Annotated in this window: 14 protein-coding genes; 4 read left to right on the top strand and 10 right to left on the bottom strand. The window is 62.0% G+C overall.

What is annotated here, in order from left to right:
* Positions 1–100: 100 nt before the first annotated feature.
* Positions 101–1,006, bottom strand: a complete 906-nt coding sequence (locus tag ABX298_RS01685; protein ID WP_025339945.1) for a LysR family transcriptional regulator — start codon at positions 1,004–1,006, stop codon at positions 101–103.
* A gap of 74 nt (positions 1,007–1,080) precedes the next feature.
* Positions 1,081–4,011, bottom strand: a complete 2,931-nt coding sequence (locus ABX298_RS01680; RefSeq protein ID WP_367394016.1) for an aminotransferase — start codon at positions 4,009–4,011, stop codon at positions 1,081–1,083.
* 181 nt (positions 4,012–4,192) lie between these two features.
* Here ABX298_RS01680 and ABX298_RS01675 point away from each other — a divergent pair, with 181 nt between their 5' ends.
* Positions 4,193–4,387, top strand: coding sequence for a hypothetical protein (locus tag ABX298_RS01675; protein ID WP_237140949.1), 195 nt, complete (start codon positions 4,193–4,195; stop codon positions 4,385–4,387).
* A 363-nt stretch (positions 4,388–4,750) separates the two neighbouring features.
* On the opposite strand, the gene ABX298_RS01670 is transcribed toward ABX298_RS01675, so the two are convergent.
* The 8 genes from ABX298_RS01670 to gloB all read right to left on the bottom strand — a co-directional run bounded on the left by ABX298_RS01670 (position 4,751) and on the right by gloB (position 15,045).
* Positions 4,751–4,981 (bottom strand): hypothetical protein, encoded by a 231-nt coding sequence (locus tag ABX298_RS01670; protein WP_075045822.1) that lies wholly within the window; start codon positions 4,979–4,981, stop codon positions 4,751–4,753.
* A gap of 104 nt (positions 4,982–5,085) precedes the next feature.
* Positions 5,086–6,696 carry an ABC transporter ATP-binding protein gene (locus tag ABX298_RS01665; protein WP_038409989.1) on the bottom strand — a complete coding sequence of 537 codons (1,611 nt, stop codon included), beginning with the start codon at positions 6,694–6,696 and terminating at the stop codon, positions 5,086–5,088.
* A gap of 1 nt (position 6,697) precedes the next feature.
* Positions 6,698–7,717 (bottom strand): ABC transporter permease, encoded by a 1,020-nt coding sequence (locus ABX298_RS01660; protein WP_013973404.1) that lies wholly within the window; start codon positions 7,715–7,717, stop codon positions 6,698–6,700.
* A 1-nt stretch (position 7,718) separates the two neighbouring features.
* On the bottom strand, positions 7,719–8,792 hold the full coding sequence (locus ABX298_RS01655) for a microcin C ABC transporter permease YejB (RefSeq protein WP_367394015.1): 1,074 nt from the start codon (positions 8,790–8,792) through the stop codon (positions 7,719–7,721).
* Position 8,793: 1 nt separating this feature from the next.
* Positions 8,794–10,629 (bottom strand): extracellular solute-binding protein, encoded by a 1,836-nt coding sequence (locus ABX298_RS01650; protein WP_317409941.1) that lies wholly within the window; start codon positions 10,627–10,629, stop codon positions 8,794–8,796.
* A complete protein-coding gene (locus tag ABX298_RS01645) occupies positions 10,626–12,455 on the bottom strand; it encodes an extracellular solute-binding protein (RefSeq protein ID WP_212734927.1) in 1,830 nt (609 codons plus the stop codon). The genes ABX298_RS01650 and ABX298_RS01645 overlap by 4 nt, the downstream gene beginning before the upstream one ends.
* Before the next feature lie 279 nt (positions 12,456–12,734).
* Positions 12,735–14,165: a lytic transglycosylase domain-containing protein gene (locus tag ABX298_RS01640; RefSeq protein ID WP_046615577.1), complete on the bottom strand. Its 1,431-nt coding sequence runs from the start codon at positions 14,163–14,165 to the stop codon at positions 12,735–12,737.
* Between the two features lie 100 nt (positions 14,166–14,265).
* Positions 14,266–15,045, bottom strand: a complete 780-nt coding sequence (gloB, locus tag ABX298_RS01635; RefSeq protein ID WP_061551101.1) for a hydroxyacylglutathione hydrolase — start codon at positions 15,043–15,045, stop codon at positions 14,266–14,268.
* 85 nt (positions 15,046–15,130) lie between these two features.
* Here gloB and ABX298_RS01630 point away from each other — a divergent pair, with 85 nt between their 5' ends.
* The 3 genes from ABX298_RS01630 to ABX298_RS01620 all read left to right on the top strand — a co-directional run bounded on the left by ABX298_RS01630 (position 15,131) and on the right by ABX298_RS01620 (position 19,399).
* Positions 15,131–15,904 carry a class I SAM-dependent methyltransferase gene (locus tag ABX298_RS01630; RefSeq protein ID WP_085590406.1) on the top strand — a complete coding sequence of 258 codons (774 nt, stop codon included), beginning with the start codon at positions 15,131–15,133 and terminating at the stop codon, positions 15,902–15,904.
* Positions 15,905–15,917: 13 nt separating this feature from the next.
* Positions 15,918–16,364: a ribonuclease HI gene (gene rnhA, locus ABX298_RS01625; RefSeq protein WP_003261021.1), complete on the top strand. Its 447-nt coding sequence runs from the start codon at positions 15,918–15,920 to the stop codon at positions 16,362–16,364.
* A gap of 482 nt (positions 16,365–16,846) precedes the next feature.
* Entirely contained in the window at positions 16,847–19,399 is a 2,553-nt protein-coding gene (locus tag ABX298_RS01620; RefSeq protein ID WP_367394014.1) for an AAA family ATPase, read from the top strand.
* Positions 19,400–19,424 lie beyond the last annotated feature (25 nt).

The raw sequence follows: 19,424 nt of genomic DNA, 5'->3' as shown, positions 1-19,424 counted from the left end.
TGGCGAGCAGAAACCTAACGGGGAATCAATGCCGCAGGTAGTTATTGGCTTCCTAACCAGTTGTAGGATTTTTCGCTTTCGGACGAGGCAGTCGTATCGCTCAGGACCTCGGGGATTCTGTTTCAAAGCATTGGCGCATCACGTCAAGGTAACGCCGGGCGCCCAGGCCCAACGGGCGCGACTTGACCCAGATGATGTCCACCCACAAGCGCAATCGGCTGGCCATGTTGTCGAAGCGCACCTCCGCCAGCGCGCCCGAAGCAATCAATGGCTCGACCAACGGCTGCGGCAGGTAGGCCCAACCGAGCCCCGATTGCACCAGGTCCAGCGTGGCCAGGTAGCTGTCGGTCAGCCAGATGCGCCGCGACAGCACCATGCGCGGGTCCGACCCGGTAGCCTTGCCCGAAGCCACGATGATTTGCCGCTGTTCGGCGAAAGCCTCTTCCGGCAATGGCATGCCGTTGTTCTGCCCGGCTGGATGGCGGGGGGAGGCGACGGCCACCAGCAATTGGCTGCCGGCCTCCAGGAATGACTCGCGCTCGTCTATGCCAGGCCGTTCGAAGACCAGTGCCAGTTGCACGCTGCCGTCATGCAGCAGGCGGATGGCTTCGGCCTGGGTGGCTGAGCGCACTTCGATTTCCAGGCTGGGAAATTCCTGGGCGAGGGTTTCCAGCGGCTGGCTCCAGCGGCCGGTCTGCAGCTCGGGGGCCATGGCGATAGTCAGGCGCTTTTCCAGGCCCTTGTGCAGTTGCAGGGCTTGGGCGTCGAGCAGGTTGAGCTGGCAGATGACCTGCCTGGCCTGGGGCTCCAGGGCCAGGGCGGCGCTGGTGGGCAAGGCTTTGCGCGTGGCCCGGTCGAACAGCACCAGGTCCAGCTCCGCCTCCAGTTGGGCGATGGCCATGCTCACGGCCGAAGGCACACGCCCCAGCTTGCGCGCGGCGGCAGAGAACGAGCCTGCCTCGAGCACCGCGAGGAAGATTGCCAGGGAGTCGCTGGTAAAGGCCATTGTCAGTAAACCTGATGACGAGGAAGCGTTGTGGCCGAAAAGTATGAACACTCCTCGGCCAGCTTCGCAATTCTTTACAGGTCCTCGGAGAGCACCCGATCAATGCTGTCGACAAAGTAGTCCACGCTCGCCCGGGTGGTGCACATCGGCGGCTTGATCTTGAGGATGTTCAGGTAATCACCGGTCGGCTGCATGAAGATGCCCAGGTCACGCAGGCGGTTGCACAGGGCCATGGTTTCCTCGGTTGCCGGTTCCAGCGTTGCGCGGTCGCGCACCAGTTCCAGCCCCAGGTAGAAGCCCGAACCATGTGCCGCGCCGGCCAGCGGATGCTTGTCCACAAGTGCCTGCAGGCGCGCCTTGAAATAGCGCCCGGTGTCGCGGGCGTTGTCCCACAGGCCTTCTTCCTGCATCACATCCAGCACCGCCATGCCGATGCGGCAGCTGACCGGGCTGCCGCCGGCCGAGGAGAAGAAGTAGCCCTCGGCCTCCAGCGCTTCGGCGATCTCGCGGCGGGTGATGACTACGCCCAGTGGCTGGCCGTTGCCCATGCCCTTGGCCATGGTGATGATGTCGGGCACCACGCCCTGTTCCTCGAAACCCCAGAAGTACTCGCCCAGGCGGCCATAACCGACCTGCACCTCGTCGGCGATGCACACGCCGCCGCGGGCGCGGACCTTGGCATAGGCTTCGCGCAGGTAACCGGCCGGCAACGAAATACCACCGGCATTGCCGTACACCGGCTCGCAGATGATGCCCGCCAACTGGCGACCACGGGCGTCGAGATCGGCCAGCTTGGCGTCGACGTCGCGCAGGTAGTCGGTGGCGCTGTCGGCGCCACGGAAGCGGCCGCGGAAGGTGTTCGGCGCCTCGACCGGGTGCACCCAGTCCGGGCGGGTTTCCAGGGCCTGCGGGTTGTCGGCGATGGAAGTGGAAATGGCATCGGTGGCCACCGACCAGCCGTGGTAGGCCTCCAACACGCTGAGCAGGTCACGCCCGCCGCTGTAGGCCCAGGCCAGGCGAATCGCCAGGTCGTTGGCTTCGGTGCCGCTGTTGACCATGAACACCCGGTCGAAGCCTTCGGGGGCCAACTCCAGCAGGCGTTCGGAGAACTCGGTGATGGCCGCGTAGTGGAAGCGCGAGTTGGTGTTCAGCAGCGACCACTGCCGTGCCGACTCGGCGACCATGCGCGGGTGGCCGTGGCCCAGCACCGCGACGTTGTTGAGCATGTCCAAGTACGAGCGGCCCTGCATGTCGATCAGGTAGTTGCGCCAGCCGCGTTCGATGTGAGGCGGTTGCGCGTAGTAGTGCTTCTGCGAGCGGGCAAAGCTGGCATCGCGGCGGGCCAGCAGGGCCTGTGGGTCGGGCAGCGGCTCGGCATTGCAGTCGAAGCCCAGCAACGCAGCTGGTGACGGGCACAGGGCCAGCCAGGCGGCCGCCTGGGATGGGGTGGCGAAGAACGGCGGCTGAATGCCGCTATCCAGGCACAGCTGCACGCTGAGGAAGCCACAACTGCTGCCCAGCGACTGGCCTTTTTCCACGGCCTGGCCATCTGCAGGCGCGTCTTCCAGGCCTTGCAGCCACAACGCCCAATGCGCGCTGCGCAGGCAGCCACGTCCGTCGCCATGGCGCTGCCAGGTGCCGGCATCTGGCGCTTGCACCAGGCTGCCGTTGGGTACATGCAGCTCGACGCCCAGGGCACAGGTGGCGGGCTCTTCGGGGCGGTCGATATGGGTTTGCGACAGGCGATACTGCCCGTGCAGGCTGCAGGCCGGGGCCGGTTGCGTGGTCAGCAGGTGCTGGTCGAAGCCCGGTTGCTCCCAGTTGCCCGCCTCGCAATGCTCGCTGAGCACGCCCAGGTCGACGCGCGTCACTGCGTGCCCATCCAGTTCCGGGAGCAGGGGGGCGCAGCCGCTCAGGTCCGGCGTGGCAGGCTGCAGGCCCGCAGCCTGCAGGATGGCCGCTTCCATCAATGCGAAGGGTACGGCGGTGGCAGTGTCGAAGATTTCCCATTCATGGGCGATGTTGTCGCGGGTGTACTGGTTGCCAGGGTCGACGGCGAGCTGTTGCTCGCTGCTCAGCACCAGCACGGCGGCGCGGTTGAGCACCAGTGGCCACAGCGCCCGCAGTTCGGCTTCGCTCAGAGGGTTGAGCGCCTGGTAGGCACGCACGGCCGGCAGGATGCGCAGCGGGTCGCCCTCGGCGTGATGCAGCAGCGCCGCGCAGGTCACCGACAGGTCGGCGATGCGCCAAGTGCGTAACAGGTCGCCGAAATCGATCACCCCTTGCAACTGCCACTGGCGCTCGCTGTCGCGGGCCCAGACGGCGTTGTCGTCGGTGATGTCCAGGTGCACGGCCTGGCTTGGCAGCTGGTCGACCAGCGGCGCCAGGTGCTCGGCGGCCAGCTGGGTGGCCTGCTCGATGCGGGCGCGATGCTCGGCGTTGCCCAGCACGGGCAGCAGGTGCTGGATCAGTGCCTGGGCATGTTGCGGGTCCCATTGCAGGGTGCGCGTCAGGCCCGGGTGGTCGAAAGTGGCCAAGGCCTTGTCCAGCCGCGCGCAGAGCCCGCCGAGTTCGGCCATCAGGCGTGGTTCCATGTGCTTGAGGCGGGTCAGTGGCTGGCCGTCGATGTAGTCGAGCAGGCGCATGCGCAGCGGTTGCCCGTCTATTTCCAACGCCAGCAGCATCTGGCCATCGCTGGCCGGGCGCACGGCGGGCACTGGCAAGCCCTGTTCGCGCAGGTAGGCCAGGGCCGCGTGCTGGGCCTCGAGTTCCAGCTGGGCGTAGCTGCCGTGGCAGGCCTTGAGCACGAAACGGCCTTGTGGTGCGTCTACACGGAAGTTCAGGTCCTGTTGGCTGCCCAGTGCCGTCAGGTTGCCGGCAATGCCGTAGTGCGTTTGCAGCACGGCATGTGCCTGGGCTTCGCCGAGCGCAGGGCTGGGCAGGCCGGAGCGCTGGATCAGCGTGGTCAGGGCAGGGGAGGCGGGCTGGTGTTGTGGGCTGGACATGGGGCTCTACCGTTGCTGCTGGGGTTGACGGTGGAGAATTTATGCCCGATCTGGCTGATGATGGAAGACGATTGTTGTCAGAAAATTTGATGATGGCTTTCGAGCCGACCTGCCTGTACACCGTTACATTAAATTATTCGCTGCCAATAATTATTGGTATTCAATAATTTCCAATAAAGCCATGATCAACATCTTCCCGCGCCGTGGATTGGCTGCCGACATGGCCAGGCAGCTGTTGAAACCGTCCGCCCTGGATATCGGCCTGAAATCAGGGCTTTTTTTTACGGGCTGCGCAGGACCAGCAGCCGCCGAACGCAGCGTTGATGCGATTACCGGCAGCACCTCATCCGGCCCCATCCCAGACGCAGGTGAGTGAACCAACTGCCGAAGTGCACGAATGAACTACTCGGGCCTGCTGCCCAGCGTTTTGAATGCCTGTGCCGCGACATCCAGCGACGGCAAGTTGCCCGGGCCATCTTTTGCGAGCCGCTTGAGCAAGAATTCGACATAGTCCCTGTCCGGCACGCTTGTGGCACCGGCAAAAGCCTGTTTACAGGACAGGGACCAAGTCGTTCTTAAAAAAGAGGTTTTGCCCTCAAAATTATCGACTGCCCGGACGGGCCCTTTCGCGGGTGAACCCGCTCCCACAGGTACTGCATCTACCTCAAGGCCTGTGGAGATCCTGTGGGAGCGGGTTTACCCGCGAAGAGGCCAGCCCAGGCAACGCAACACTAAAGCCTCAGTGCAAAGTCCGAGGCTCAGCGGGCATCTGCACCTGAACCAGTGCCGACTCAAGCAAAGTCCGAAGCACCTCCAGCTCGTGCATCGAGGTCATCATCAGGATCGAAGCCGGCGATTTGGGCTGCAGTAGCAAGGCCTGATGCACCACGGTGGCCGCGCATAGCGCGTAGTCGGTGGCCTGGATTAGGGTGTCTTCGAGGGAATGGGTTCGGGCCGCTTTGCGGCCCATCGCCGGCAAGCCAGCTCCCACAGGGATAGCGCATGGCTTGAAGCCGGCGCGGTCGGTGTGGGAGCTGGCTTGCCGGCGATGGGCTGCGCAGCAGCCCCCAAAAGCTAACTAGCCGCATCCACTTCCAAGAACGCCGCCTCCAGCAACTGCCGGGTATACGGATGCTGCGGCGCATGGAAGATCGCCTGCGCATCCCCTTGTTCCACCACATGCCCATGCTTGATCACCATCAACTGGTGGCTCAACGCCTTGACCACCGCCAGGTCATGGCTGATGAACAGGTAGGTCAGGTTGTATTTCTGCTGCAGATTGCGCAGCAACTCCACCACCTGCCGCTGCACCGTGCGGTCCAGCGCCGACGTAGGTTCATCCAGCAGGATCAGCGCCGGCTTCAATACCAACGCCCGGGCAATGGCAATGCGCTGGCGCTGCCCACCGGAAAACTCATGCGGATAGCGATGCCGCGTGCGTGGGTCCAGCCCCACTTCCTCCAGGGCCGCAATAATCGCCGCTTCCTGTTCCTGCGCCGTGCCGATGCGGTGGATGCGCAACCCTTCGCCGACAATGTCCTCCACGCACATGCGCGGGCTCAGGCTGCCGAACGGGTCCTGGAACACCACCTGCATTTCCCGGCGCAACGGGCGCACGGCCTTCTGGTTCAGCCCTTCCAGATCCTGCCCATGAAAGCGAATGCCGCCCTGGCTGGAGATCAGCCGCAAGATCGCCAAACCCAAAGTCGACTTGCCCGACCCGGACTCGCCGACAATCCCCAGCGTCTGCCCTTGCGGCAAGCTGAAGTTGATCCCGTCCACCGCCTTCACATGGTCGACCGTGCGCCGCAGCAGGCCCTTCTTGATCGGGAACCACACCTTGAGGTCATCCACCTCCAGCAATGGCGCGCCCACCGGGTTGTGCGCCGGCAGCCCGCTGGGCTCGGCATTGATCAGCATCTGCGTGTAGTGGTGCTGCGGTGCGCTGAACAGCCTGGCGCATTCGGCCTGCTCGACAATCTGCCCGTGCTGCATCACGCACACACGGTGGGCGATGCGCCGCACCAGGTTCAGGTCATGGCTGATCAGCAGCAGGGCCATGCCCAGACGCGCCTGCAGTTCCTTGAGCAGTTCGAGAATCTTCAACTGCACGGTCACGTCCAGCGCCGTGGTCGGCTCATCCGCAATCAGCAGTTCCGGCTCGTTGGCCAGGGCCATGGCGATCATCACCCGCTGGCGCTGCCCGCCCGACAGCTCATGGGGCAGGGCCTTCAGGCGCTTGCGTGGCTCGGGAATGCCGACCATCTCCAACAGCTCCAGGGTGCGCGCCGTGGCCTCCTTGCCGGTCAGGCCCTTGTGCAGCAGGAGGATTTCGTTGATCTGCTTCTCGATGCAGTGCAACGGGTTCAGCGAGGTCATCGGCTCCTGGAAGATCATTGCAATGCGGTTGCCGCGAATGCGCTGCATGGTCTTCTCGTTCTGCTGCAGCAGGTCCTTGCCCTCGTAGCGGATGCTGCCGCTGGGGTGGCGGGCCAGGGGGTAGGGCAGCAGGCGCAGAAGCGAGTGCGCGGTGACCGATTTGCCCGAGCCACTCTCGCCCACCAGTGCCAGCGTCTCACCCTTGCGGATGTCGAAGCTGATGCCGTTCACAACGCGGTGGGCCTGGTCACCGGTGACGAACTCCACCGCCAGGTCGCGCACTTCGATCAGGTTCTGTTCACTCATGTCACTTCCTCGGGTCGAAGGCATCGCGGGCGGATTCGCCGATGAACACCAGCAGGCTCAGCATCAGCGCCAGCACGGCGAAGGCGCTGATGCCCAGCCATGGGGCCTGCAGGTTGGACTTGCCCTGGGCCACCAGTTCGCCCAGCGACGGTGCGCCCGGCGGCAGGCCGAAGCCGAGGAAGTCCAGGGCGGTGAGGGTGCCGATGGCGCCGGTGAGAATGAACGGCATGAAGGTCATGGTCGAGATCATGGCGTTCGGCAGGATGTGCCGGTACATGATCGCGCCGTTGCGCATCCCCAACGCGCGGGCTGCGCGCACGTATTCCAGGTTGCGCCCGCGCAGGAACTCGGCGCGCACCACGTCCACCAGGCTCATCCACGAGAACAGCAGCATGATGCCCAGCAACCACCAGAAGTTGGGCTGCACGAAGCTGGCGAGGATGATCAGCAGGTACAGCACCGGTAGGCCCGACCAGACTTCCAGGAAGCGTTGCCCGGCCAGGTCGACCCAGCCGCCATAGAAGCCCTGCAAGGCGCCGGCGATCACACCGACGATGGAACTGAGCAGGGTCAGCGTCAGGGCGAACAGCACCGAAATGCGGAAGCCGTAGATCACCCGCGCCAGCACGTCGCGGCCCTGGTCGTCGGTGCCCAGCCAGTTGTCCGCCGACGGTGGGGCCGGGGCGGGTACGCGCAAGTCGTAGTTGATGCTCTGGTAGCTGAACGGGATCGGTGCCCACAGCACGAAGCTGTCTTTCTTCTCCAGCAGTTCGCGGATGTACGGGCTCTTGTAGTTGGCTTCCAGCGGGAATTCGCCGCCAAAGGTGGTTTCTGGGTAGCGCTTGAACGCCGGGAAGTACCATTCGCCGTCGTAGCGCACGGCAATCGGCTTGTCGTTGGCGATCAGCTCGGCGCCCAGGCTCAGGCCGAACAGGATCAGGAACAGCCACAGCGACCACCAGCCACGGCGGTTGGCCTTGAAGCGCTCGAAGCGCCGGCGGTTGAGGGGGGACAAGGCCATGTCAGTGCTCCCGGCTGGCGAAGTCGATGCGTGGATCGACCAGGGTGTAGGTCAGGTCGCCGATCAGTTTCACCACCAACCCCAGCAGGGTGAAGATGAACAGGGTGCCGAAGACCACCGGGTAGTCGCGGTTGATGGCTGCCTCGAAACTCATCAGGCCGAGGCCGTCGAGGCTGAAGATCACCTCGATCAGCAAGGAACCGGTGAAGAAGATGCCGATGAACGCCGAAGGGAAACCGGCAATCACCAGCAGCATGGCATTGCGGAACACATGGCTGTACAGCACCCGTGGCCGGCTCAGGCCCTTGGCCTTGGCGGTGACCACGTATTGCTTGTTGATCTCGTCGAGGAAGCTGTTCTTGGTCAGCAAAGTCATGGTGGCGAAGTTGCCGATGACCAGCGCGGTGATCGGCAGCACCAGGTGCCAGAAGTAGTCCAGCACCTTGCCGGTGGTGCTCAGCTCGTCGAAGTTGTTGGAGGTGAGGCCGCGCAGCGGGAACCAGTCGAAGTAGCTGCCGCCGGCGAACAGCACGATCAGCAGGATGGCGAACAGGAACGCCGGGATGGCGTAGCCGACGATGATCGCCGAACTGGTCCACACGTCGAAATGGCTGCCGTGGCGCACGGCCTTGGCAATGCCCAGCGGGATCGACACCAGGTACATGATCAGCGTGCTCCACAGCCCCAGCGAAATCGACACAGGCATCTTCTCGATGATCAGGTCGATGACCTTGGCATCGCGGAAGAAGCTGTCGCCGAAGTCCAGCCGGGCGTAGTTCTTGATCATGATCCACAGGCGCTCGGGCGGCGACTTGTCGAAGCCGTACATGCGTTCGATCTCGGCGATCAGTGCCGGGTCCAGGCCTTGGGCGCCACGGTAGTTGGAGCCGGCCACGGACACTTCGGCACCGCCACCGGCAATGCGGCTGGTGGCGCCTTCGAAACCTTCGAGCTTGGCGATCATCTGCTCGACCGGGCCGCCGGGGGCGGCCTGGACGATGATGAAGTTGATGATCAGGATGCCGAACAGGGTCGGGATGATCAGCAGCAGGCGGCGCAGGATGTAGGCCAGCATGTTATTCGGCCTCGTCCGCAGTGGTTTCGCTGACGGCCGGGGTTACGCCGGGCTTGATCCACCAGGTGTCGATGCCGATGTCGTACTTGGGCGAGACGTCCGGGTGGCCGATGTGGTTCCAGTAGGCCACGCGCCAGGTCTTGATGTGCCAGTTTGGGATCACGTAGTAGCCCCACAGCAGTACGCGGTCGAGGGCCCGGCAGTGGTCGATCAGGCTCTGCCGCGAATCGGCATTGATCAGCTGTTCCACCAGCTGGTCGATGGCCGGGTCGCGCAGGCCGATGAAGTTGCGGCTGCCGGGGTTGTCGGCGGCGGCACTGGACCAGAACTCGCGCTGCTCGTTGCCCGGCGAGTTGGACTGCGGGTAGCCACCGACGATCATGTCGTAGTCGCGCGAGCGCAGGCGGGTGATGTACTGGGACACGTCGACCCGGCGGATATTCAGGTCGATGCCAAGGTCGGCGAGGTTGCGCTTGAACGGCAGCAGGATGCGTTCGAACTCGGTCTGTGCCAGCAGGAACTCGATGCTCACCGGCTTGCCCTGGGCGTCGACCATCTTGTCGTCGACGATTTTCCAGCCGGCTTCCTGCAGCAGCTTGTAGGCCTGGCGCTGCTGTTCGCGGATCATGCCGCTGCCGTCACTGACCGGGTTGCGGAAGGCTTCGCTGAATACCTGCTCGGGGACCTTGCCGCGCAGCGGTTCGAGGATTTTCAGCTCGCTGGGGCCGGGCAGGCCGCGGGCGGCCATTTCCGAATTGTCGAAGTAGCTGCCGGTACGGGTGTAGGCGCCGTTGAACAGCTGCTTGTTGGTCCACTCGTAGTCCAGCAGCAGGCTCAGCGCCTGGCGCACGCGCACGTCCTGGAACACCGGGCGGCGGATGTTGAAGATGAAGCCCTGCATGCCCGTGGGGTTGCCGTTGGGCAACTCTTCCTTGATCAGGCGGCCATCGCGCACGGCGGGTACGTTGTAGGCGGTGGCCCAGTTCTTCGCGCTGACTTCCAGCGCATAGTCGAACGCCCCGGCCTTGAGTGCTTCCAGGGCGACGGTGGTGTCGCGGTAGGAGTCGAAGGTCATGACGTCGAAGTTGTAGAAGCCACGGTTGATCGGCAGGTCCTTGGCCCAGTAGTCCTTGACTCGCTCGTAGCGCACCGAGCGCCCGGCCTTGACCTCGGCGACCTTGTACGGGCCGCTGCCCAGCGGGATTTCCAGGTTGCCGCGGTTGAAATCGCGGCTTTCGTACCAGTGCTTGGGCAGTACCGGCAGTTGGCCGAGAATCAGCGGCAGCTCGCGGTTGTTCTTGTGCTTGAAGGTGAACAGCACCGTCAGCGGGTCTTCGGCGACCACTTCGGCGACGTCGGCGTAGTACTGGCGGTACAGCGGCGCGCCGTCCTTGATCAGGGCATTGAAGGTGAACACCACGTCGTCGGCGCGCATCGGGTGGCCGTCGTGGAAGCGTGCCTCGGGGCGCAGGTAGAAGCGCACCCAGCTGTTGTCCGGGGCCTTTTCGATCTTGCCGGCCACCAGGCCGTACTCGGTGAACGGCTCGTCCTGGCTCTGGCGCATCAGGGTGTCGTAGATGCTGCCGATGTTCTCGGCCGGCACGCCCTTGTTGATGAACGGGTTGAGGCTGTCGAAGCCGCCGAAGCTGGACTGGCGGAAGGTGCCACCCTTGGGTGCGTCAGGGTTGACGTAGGCGAAGTGCTTGAAGTCGGCGGGGTACTTGGGTGGCTCGTCGTACAGGGTGAGCGCATGTTGCGGTGCGGCCAGGGCGGGAAGGCTCAGGCAGGCAAGCAACAGGCTGCCGGCCAGCCGGCGCAGTCGGTGCGTTGGCGTCATTGGGCTTTCTCCGAAGTCTTGATCCACCAGCTGTTCAGCCCAAGGGTGTAGGGCGGCGTGGTGACGAAGGCGAACCGGTTGCGGTAGGCCAGGCGATGATTGTCGAGGTACCAGTTGGGGATCATGTAGTACTGCCATGAGAGCACGCGGTCCAGGGCGCGGGCGGCGGCGACCTGGTCATCGCGGGTACGGGCGGCGAGCAGGGTGTCGAGCAGATGGTCGACCACCGGGTCCTTGACCCCAGCATAGTTCTTGCTGCCCTTGGTCGTGGCCTGGCTGGAGTGGAAGTACAGCCACTGTTCGAGGCCGGGGCTCAGCGTCTGGTTCAGGGTCATCAGGATCATGTCGAAATCGAACTGGTCCAGGCGTTGTTTGTACTGGGCGCGGTCCACGGTACGCAAGCGCGCATCGATGCCGATGCTGGCCAGGTTTTCGACATACGGTTGCAGGATGCGTTCAAGGTTGGGGTTTACCAGCAGCAGCTCCATGCGCAGTTGCTGGCCCTTGCTGTCGACCAGGCGCTGGCCGTTCAGCTTCCAGCCGGCCTCGGCGAGCAGGCCGAGGGCCTGGCGCAAGGTCTGGCGGCTGATGCCACGGCCATCGGTCTGGCTGACCTTGTAGGGTTCGCTGAACAAGGCGGCCGGCAACTGGTCACGGAACGGCGCCAGCAGCAGCCATTCCTTGCCGGTAGGCAGGCCGGTGGCGGCGAACTCGCTGTTGGGGTAGTAGCTGGTCGAGCGGCGGTAGGCGCCGCTGAACAGCGCGCGGTTGGTCCACTCGAAGTCGAGCATCAGCCCCAGCGCCTGGCGTACCCGTGGGTCGCTGAAGGTGGCCCGGCGGCTGTTCATGAACAGGCCCTGGGTTTGCGTGGGGATGCGGTGCGGGATCTGCGCCTTGATCACCTCGCCCCGGCGCACGGCCGGGAAGTTGTAGCCGTTGGCCCAGTTCTTCGCCTGGTGCTCGATATAGATGTCGAACTCGCCGGCCTTGAACGCTTCGAAGGCGACCGTGGCGTCGCGGTAGAACTCGTATTCCACGCGGTTGAAGTTGTATTTGCCACGGTTTACCGCCAGGTCCTTGCCCCAGTAGTTCTTCACCCGTTCGAACACCAGCCTGCGCCCAGGCTGGACCTGGGTGATGCGGTAGGGGCCGCTGCCCAGCGGGGGCTCGAAGGTGGTGGCCTTGAAGTCGCGCTTTTGCCAGTAGTGCTTGGGCAGCACCGGCATTTCGCCCAGGCGCAGGATCAGCAGCGGGTTGCCGGCGCGCTTGAACACGAAGCGGATGCGCAGCGGGCCGAGGATGTCCACCCGCTGCACTTCCTGCAGGTTGGTGCGGTAGATCGGGTGGCCATCCTTGAGCAGCGTGCGGTAGGAGAAAGCCACGTCTGCCGAGGTGATCGGCTTGCCGTCATGCCAGTGGGCTTCCGGGCGCAGGTTGAACACCACCCAGCTACGGTCCTCGCTGTACTCCACCGAGCGGGCGATCAGGCCGTAGCTGGAGGTCGGCTCGTCGCCGGACGGGTCGTACTGGCCGGTGCCGACCATCAGCGGCTCGTTCAGCTCGCTGATGCCGTATTGCTGGAAATTGGGCGTGGTAATCGGGCTCGACCCCTTGAAGGTGTAGGGGTTGAGGGTGTCGAAGGTACCGAAAGCCATGGCCCGCAAGGTGCCGCCCTTGGGCGCTTGCGGGTTGACCCAGTCGAAATGGGTGAATGTGGCTGGGTACTTGAGCGTGCCGAACTGCGCGTATCCGTGGCTTTCGCTCACCATCGCGGCTGCGGGAAAGCTCAAGGCCAGGCTGAGTGACAGCAGGAGGGGACGTATCAAGTCGGCATCCGATCCAGAGGCGTTGGGCTTTGATCGGGGTACAGTAACAGCTTGGTGGGGTTGGAAAAAGAGAGGTTTTGAAGGTGGGGCGAGTGGTTCAGCCAGTTGCCGGTCGCTGCGGGTGACGCGGTACCTGTGGGAGCGGCCTTGCGTCGCGAAAGGGCTGCATGGCAGCCCCGGCAGTTTACGCGGCGAAGCTGAAATCCTGGGGCCGCTTCGCGCCCCTTTCGCGACACAAGGCCGCTCCCACAGGGCCGCGCAAAGGCCCCGGGCTTCGTATCAATGCGAGAGGTAAACGGTGAGGGTCTGGCCTGGCTTCAGGGCATGGCCGCTGCGCGGGTTCCAGCGTTTGAGGTGCTTCATTTCCACGTTGAAGCGCTTGGCCACCAGGTACAGCGAATCGCCCTTGCGTACCTTGTACTGCGTGGAGCGCTGCCCGGAGGCGGCTACCCGATTGCCAGCAGCGCTCGGTGCGCTGCCACCGCGCAGGGCCAGAACCTGGCCAGCGCGCACGCTGTTGCCGGAGAGGCGGTTCCAGCGCTTGATGTCCTTGACCGAAACGCGGTTGGCCTTGGCGATGGCGCCCAGGTTGTCGCCGCGCTTGACCCGGTAGCTGCGCGCCGCCACCGGGGCCTTGGCTTCGGCCACGGCGCGGGCGAACACCGCCTTGTTCGGCTGCAGGCTGACCAGTTGCTCGGGCTTGAGGTTGGACAGGCTGTCGCTCAGCAGCTGCGCCTTGGCGGTGGGTACCAGCAGCTGCTGCGGGCCATCCACGGTCATGCGCTTCTTGAATGCCGGGTTGAGCTGGATCAGCTCGTCTTCGTCGATGTTGGCGAAGGCCGCTACCCGCGACAGGTCGAGGCGGTCGTTGATGGCCACCGCCTCGAAGTAGGGTTCGTTGGCGATCGGGTTCAGGTTCACGCCATAGGCTTCCGGCGTGAGTACCACCTGCGACAGGGCCAGCAGCTTGGGCACGTAGTCGCGGGTTTCCTGCGGCAGCGGCAGGTTCCAGTAGTCGGTGGGCAGGCCGAGCCGTTCGTTGCGCTCGATGGCGCGGCTGACCGTGCCTTCGCCGGCGTTGTAGGCAGCCAGGGCCAGCAGCCAGTCGCCGTTGAACATGTCGTGCAGGCGGCTGAGGTAGTCGAGCGCGGCGTTGGTCGAGGCGGTCACGTCGCGACGGCCATCGTAGAAGTTGGTCTGGCGCAGGTTGAAGTGGCGGCCGGTGGACGGAATGAACTGCCACATGCCCGCGGCATGGGCGCGCGAGTAGGCCATCGGGTTGTAGGCGCTTTCGATGGCTGGCAGCAGGGCCAGTTCCAGTGGCATGTCACGTTCTTCGAGGCGCTCGACGATGTAGTGCAGGTAGAGGCTGCCACGCTCGCCGGCGCTTTCGATGAAGCTTGGGTTGCTGGCGAACCACAGGCGCTGCTGCTCGATGCGCGGGTTGACGTCGATGTTGTCCTGCAGGGCAAAGCCCTGGCGCATGCGTTCCCACACGTCCTGTGGTGCCTGCTCGGCCGGCTTGACCAGCAGTGGTGAAGGCTTGTGCTTGATCCGCGCCTGGTAGTTGTGCGCGCGAACGCTATCGGATTCGTCGAGCTGACGGGTGCTCTGGCAGCCCACCAAAGTGGCGGCCAGGGCCAGCGCACTGATTTGGGCCAGGCGCGTCAGGGCGACGGAATGAGAGGTTCTGCGGCTACGGGAAGACATCGGCTGACACAGGTTTCCGGGCGAAAAATTTCGGCGATTCTAGAAACCGCTCCGGGCCTGGTCAACCTTTGACCATCGCTTGCGATATATCTTGAGGTTATCAGAAGGTGTCCTTCCAAGACCTCAAGGCAGCAAAAACAGCGACATGCGAGGGGTTTGAATGTCCCTTCCATTCGTCTGCTTTTTGTTTAACTAATGTTTCAGAGGTGCGCAGGAAGGGGTTGGTCAGGCGCTCCAGACCGATCGTTGATGGCAATGTGATGCGATTTTCGGCGCGCAAACGGGTAACGTCCTCGAACCGCTGCTGAACGTGCGGGTTGTCGGGTTCCACCGCCTTGGCGAAACGCAGGTTACTCAGGGTGTATTCGTGGGCACAGTACACCTCGGTCTGCTCTGGCAGGGCTGCCAGGCGGGCGAGGGCTGGCTGCATCTGTTCGGGGGTGCCTTCGAACATGCGCCCGCAACCGGCGGCGAACAGCGTGTCGCCACTGAACAGCACCGGCGTTGCCGGCTGGTCGCTGAACAGGGCGATATGCCCCAGGGTATGGCCGGGCACGGCCAGCACCTGGAAGGTCACGCCAAGCACGGTCACCTGGTCACCTTCGTCCAGCGCCAGGTCACGGCAAGGAATGCGCTCGTGGGCCGGGCCGCAGACCCGCGCGCCGGTCAGTTGCTTGAGCCGTTCCACGCCGCCGACATGGTCGTTGTGGTGGTGGGTGACCAGGATGTCGCTCAGTACCCAGCCGGGGTTGGCCGACAGCCAGCGTTCCACTGGGCCGGCGTCACCCGGATCGACCACCGCGCAGCGGCGTTTGGCAGTATCCTGTAACAACCAGATGTAGTTGTCGGAGAAAGCGGGGAGAGCATCGATCTGTATCATGGTGCGGATCCGATTCGCCTAGCGTGGCACATGAGGGCATCTTATCCGCGATGGCGCGGTGCGAGAACCTTCGAGGGAGAGCGCAATGACCGACCAAGCCTTTGCCCAGGCCGACCCGGACTGGGTCAAGCTGATCAGCCTGGCCCGTGAGTGGTTCAACGGCCCACTCGGCCAACTGATGCTCAAGGAGGAGGAAAAACTGCTGGAAGAAGAGCTCGGGCGCTTCTTCGGGGGTTACCTCGTGCACTACGGGCCCTGCGCCGAGCCACCGCCCAGCGCGCCCCAGGTGCAGCGCAACGTGCGCCTCGGTGCCCCGCTGCCGGGGGTGGAGATTGTCTGCGAAGAGCAGGCCTGGCCGCTGAGCGAGCACGCCGCCGACGTTGTGGTGCTGCAGCATGGCCTGGATTTCTGCCTTTCGCCCCACGGCCTGCTGCGCGAGGCGGCCAGCGCGGTGCGCCCTGGCGGGCACCTGCTGATCGTCGGGATCAACCCCTGGAGCAGCTGGGGCATGCGCCATTTCTTCAGCCACGGCGCCTTGCGCAAGGCCCGTTGCATCTCGCCGTCACGGGTGGGCGACTGGCTCAACCTGCTGGGCTTCGCGCTGGAGAAACGCCGCTTCGGGTGCTATCGTCCGCCGCTTGCCTCACCGGCCTGGCAGCAGCGCCTGGCGGGCTGGGAACGGGTGGCCGGCGGCTGGCAGAGCTCCGGTGGCGGGGTGTACCTGCTGGTAGCGCGCAAGATGGTGGTGGGCCTGCGGCCGTTGCGCCAGGAGCGTCGCGAGCCGATGGGCAAGCTGCTGCCGCTGCCACTGGCCAAGGTCAACCGCGCGGCGGCCAACCCGGATACTGAAAAGCACTGAACATGAGTGGTACATGAGCGAAAGCGTCGAGATGTTTACCGATGGTGCCTGCAAGGGCAACCCTGGCCCTGGCGGCTGGGGCGTCCTTATGATCTACAAGGGCGTCGAGAAGGAACTGTGGGGCGGCGAACGCGAAACCACCAACAACCGCATGGAGCTGATGGCCGCGATCCAGGGCTTGATGGCGCTGAAGCGCGAATGCGAAGTGGTGCTGACCACCGACTCGCAGTACGTGATGAAGGGCATCAACGAATGGATGACCAACTGGAAGAAGCGCGGCTGGAAAACCGCGGCCAAGGAGCCGGTGAAGAACGCCGACCTGTGGCAGCAGCTGGATGAGCAGGTCAACCGTCACAAGGTGACCTGGAAGTGGGTACGCGGGCATATCGGCCACCCCGGCAACGAACGCGCCGACCAGCTGGCCAACCGTGGGGTCGATGAGGTGCGCGCCAAGCGCTGAGCTGGGGTACAATTCCGGCCTTTGTAACTGATGCAAGTTGGAGCGCCCCGCGTGGAGCAGCAGCAAGATAAACGGTTCGTCACGTTCTTCCCTTTTTAAGGGAGGTGTGTAAACCACGCTGCTAGCTTCCCAGTCGCCCGTCATATCTGCGCTCCATCGTTCCCTTCCTAGCGTTGCCACCTGTGCAGCGCGAAATGTGTAAACCAAAGGGCCCTTCCTGGGCCCATGGTTTACATTTTTCTCTGGCTCCCCGAGCACCCCAGCCCAAAGGCAAATCAAGCCAAGGTGAGCTATCCAGCCGACCCACTCATCCGTTCGCCCAGCAAGCCCTACCAAACCACCTACGCTTGTTGAGGCCAATCGCCAGCATCCGACCCCTACCTGGCCGCCAGAAGCCAGATGTGGCGCACGCGATTGGGCCAACCCTTTCCACAAGCCAAGCAGCGGCACACGCATCGCTGCTTCTCATGGACGCGAGACAGATGATCGAGTCTATAAGCCTCAAAAAAATAGCAAGTTACAGCCCTGATACCTTTGAGCATCTCACTGACCTTAAAGCGGTTAACGTCATTTACGGAGCCAACGGTGCGGGTAAAACAACCATAAGCCGTCTCATTGCAGATCCGACTATATCATCCGACTCTAGGGTGAATTGGAAGAATGCCACTCCTATCCAGGCGATGGTTTATAACAGCGACTTCATCGCGGATAACTACAGCGAAGCTAAGAATTTAAAAGGTGTCTTCACGCTGGGCAAAGCTGAAAAAGAACACCTGGATCGGCTAGAGGAGCTTCAGGCCGACCGTAAGCGATTTGAGCAGCTCCGCGACAGGACTTTAGTTAATCTAAATGGGGAGGACGGTGAAGGCGGTAAAAACGCAGAGCGCAGAGCTTTGGAGGCAAGACTGGTTACGCGTTGCTGGGAACAAAAGACGAAGCACGACGAGTTATTCGGCGGGGCTTTTAAAGGCGTCCGGAATAGCAAGGATGGCTTTAAAGCGAGAGTGCTTCAAGAAAGTGCTAGTAACAAGTCTGCTCTTGCTGAATTGGATGATCTAAAAGCAAGAGCTAGTGTGCTTTATGGTCAAGCTCCAAGCGCGCTTGTCATTGTGCCGACTTTTGATTTGTCGCTCCTCATCTCTCTTGAAACAAATCAAGTACTCACAAAGAAAATAATTGGTAAGGGGGATGTTGACGTTGCGGCGCTTATAGATCGGCTAGGTAATAGCGATTGGGTGCGTCAAGGTATCAAGTACCTTGAGCATAGTGGTGATCATTGTCCATTTTGCCAGCAAGGCATCTCCCATGATTTCGAAAAGGAATTGACCGAATACTTTGACGAAACCTTTGAAGCGGATATACGCGCCCTGAGTGCATATCGTGATGCTTATTTTTCAAGGGCTGATGAAGTTTCTCTGCGTGCTGAAAGATTTTTTGATGTTGAATATCAACATGTAGACAAAGAAATGCTTGGTCTTGAGTTTAAAGCGCTTGGCGCTCTTCTGCAGGTAAATAAAGAGCGGATAGCCGCAAAGGTAGCCTCGCCCAGCACTGAGATAGTCCTTGAGTCCGTTGCAGAGCTTCATCAGAAAATTGATGACCTTATCTCAGCAGCCAACGCGAAAGTCGTTGAGCATAATCGGCTTGTCACAAGTTTCACTTCGGAACAGACCAAGCTGACATCAGAAGTCTGGAAGTACCTGCTGGAGGTGGAGCTTAAAAAGACGCTTTCAGAATATGCGGCTGATTCCAGTAGGCTCGACAAAGCGATTGAAGGCTTGACCGGAACGCTGGAAAAGGCGAAGAGCGATATTTCGCAAGCAAATGTGGAAATTGACTCAATCGAATCCCAGTTGACCAGCGTGCAGCCCACGGTTATAGAGATTAACAAACTGCTCACTGATTTTGGATTTCATAGTTTCTCATTGGCGGTTGCACCTGGGGAAAACTCTTACAAGCTGCTCAGGCCAGATGGTACGAGCGCTTATAAAACCTTGAGTGAGGGTGAGAAGACTTTTGTTACCTTCCTCTATTTCTTCCATCTTCTTCGTGGGAGCATTACCACCACTGGTATTACGGCTCAGCGAATCGTGGTGATTGACGACCCGGTTTCCAGCTTAGATAGTGATGTGTTGTTTATTGTCGGTAGCTTGATCAAGCAACTGTTCAATGATGTACAGAAAAATGGCGCGATCAAGCAAGTGTTCGTCCTTACGCATAATGTTCATTTCCATAAGGAAATCACTTTCAATCAGCAGCGCAAAAAAGAAAAAGCCATGCCCTACGAGAGCTTTTGGGTCGTTCGCAAGCCAAATCGTTTCTCGAAGGTGGAGCGTCATGACGAAAATCCAATCAAAACCTCCTACCAGCTCCTTTGGAGCGAGCTCAGAAAAGATCCACTACCTACATTGACGTTGCAAAACACAATGCGTCGTATTTTAGAGAACTACTTCAAGATTCTGGGTGGCATTGATTATTATGATTTGCTTAATAAATTTGAGGGCCAGGAAAGGCTTCAATGCCAGTCCCTGATTAGTTGGGTCAACGACGGTTCCCATTATTCTCCAGACGATCTGTATCTTGCTATCGGCGAAAGGACGGCAGCCAGCTACATGAAGATATTCTTCAAAATTTTCAGGGAATCCGATCACTTGGCCCACTACAAGATGATGATGGGCGACGATTTTGAAGACCTTGCACCACTTAAGGCGGATGCTGCCGGCGCAGTAGACGAGGCAGTTGAGGCAGAAGTGGTGGCCCACGAGGGGAGCGCCATAGCGGCTGACGACCAGATAGCTCCTGCAGCGATAGTCTCCGAGCCCGAGGGGGACAGTGAGAATGAACCCATGCCGGAGCCCGGATTCGTGGTACCGCTTCCTCTCGCCGTGAGTTCGGTCAATCCCGTTAATCTGAATTTACTGCCACCAACAACTCCCCCGAAACACACCAAGCCCCGGCCAGTCACGCAGCCGCCTGCCCAACCAGGCCTGCTGCCCCCTGGCACACCTGAAGATGACCTAGACATACCGTTCTAGGCCCTCGACTCACCTCAGCGCAGCG

Origin of the sequence: Pseudomonas sp. X4, assembly GCF_040784925.1 — a bacterium.
GTDB classification, from domain to species: Bacteria; Pseudomonadota; Gammaproteobacteria; order Pseudomonadales; family Pseudomonadaceae; genus Aquipseudomonas; species Aquipseudomonas putida_Z.
This window is presented reverse-complemented; position numbering and strand designations above follow the sequence as displayed.

Coding starts and splice junctions, on each gene's coding strand:
- ABX298_RS01620 (WP_367394014.1), top strand. CDS start 16,847: ATGATCGAGTCTATAAGCCTCAAAAAAATAGCAAGTTACAGCCCTGAT.
- ABX298_RS01675 (WP_237140949.1), top strand. CDS start 4,193: ATGATCAACATCTTCCCGCGCCGTGGATTGGCTGCCGACATGGCCAGG.
- ABX298_RS01655 (WP_367394015.1), bottom strand. CDS start 8,792: ATGCTGGCCTACATCCTGCGCCGCCTGCTGCTGATCATCCCGACCCTG.
- ABX298_RS01665 (WP_038409989.1), bottom strand. CDS start 6,696: ATGAGTGAACAGAACCTGATCGAAGTGCGCGACCTGGCGGTGGAGTTC.
- ABX298_RS01640 (WP_046615577.1), bottom strand. CDS start 14,165: ATGTCTTCCCGTAGCCGCAGAACCTCTCATTCCGTCGCCCTGACGCGC.
- ABX298_RS01660 (WP_013973404.1), bottom strand. CDS start 7,717: ATGGCCTTGTCCCCCCTCAACCGCCGGCGCTTCGAGCGCTTCAAGGCC.
- rnhA (WP_003261021.1), top strand. CDS start 15,918: ATGAGCGAAAGCGTCGAGATGTTTACCGATGGTGCCTGCAAGGGCAAC.
- ABX298_RS01670 (WP_075045822.1), bottom strand. CDS start 4,981: ATGGGCCGCAAAGCGGCCCGAACCCATTCCCTCGAAGACACCCTAATC.
- ABX298_RS01630 (WP_085590406.1), top strand. CDS start 15,131: ATGACCGACCAAGCCTTTGCCCAGGCCGACCCGGACTGGGTCAAGCTG.
- ABX298_RS01650 (WP_317409941.1), bottom strand. CDS start 10,629: ATGACGCCAACGCACCGACTGCGCCGGCTGGCCGGCAGCCTGTTGCTT.
- ABX298_RS01680 (WP_367394016.1), bottom strand. CDS start 4,011: ATGTCCAGCCCACAACACCAGCCCGCCTCCCCTGCCCTGACCACGCTG.
- ABX298_RS01685 (WP_025339945.1), bottom strand. CDS start 1,006: ATGGCCTTTACCAGCGACTCCCTGGCAATCTTCCTCGCGGTGCTCGAG.
- gloB (WP_061551101.1), bottom strand. CDS start 15,045: ATGATACAGATCGATGCTCTCCCCGCTTTCTCCGACAACTACATCTGG.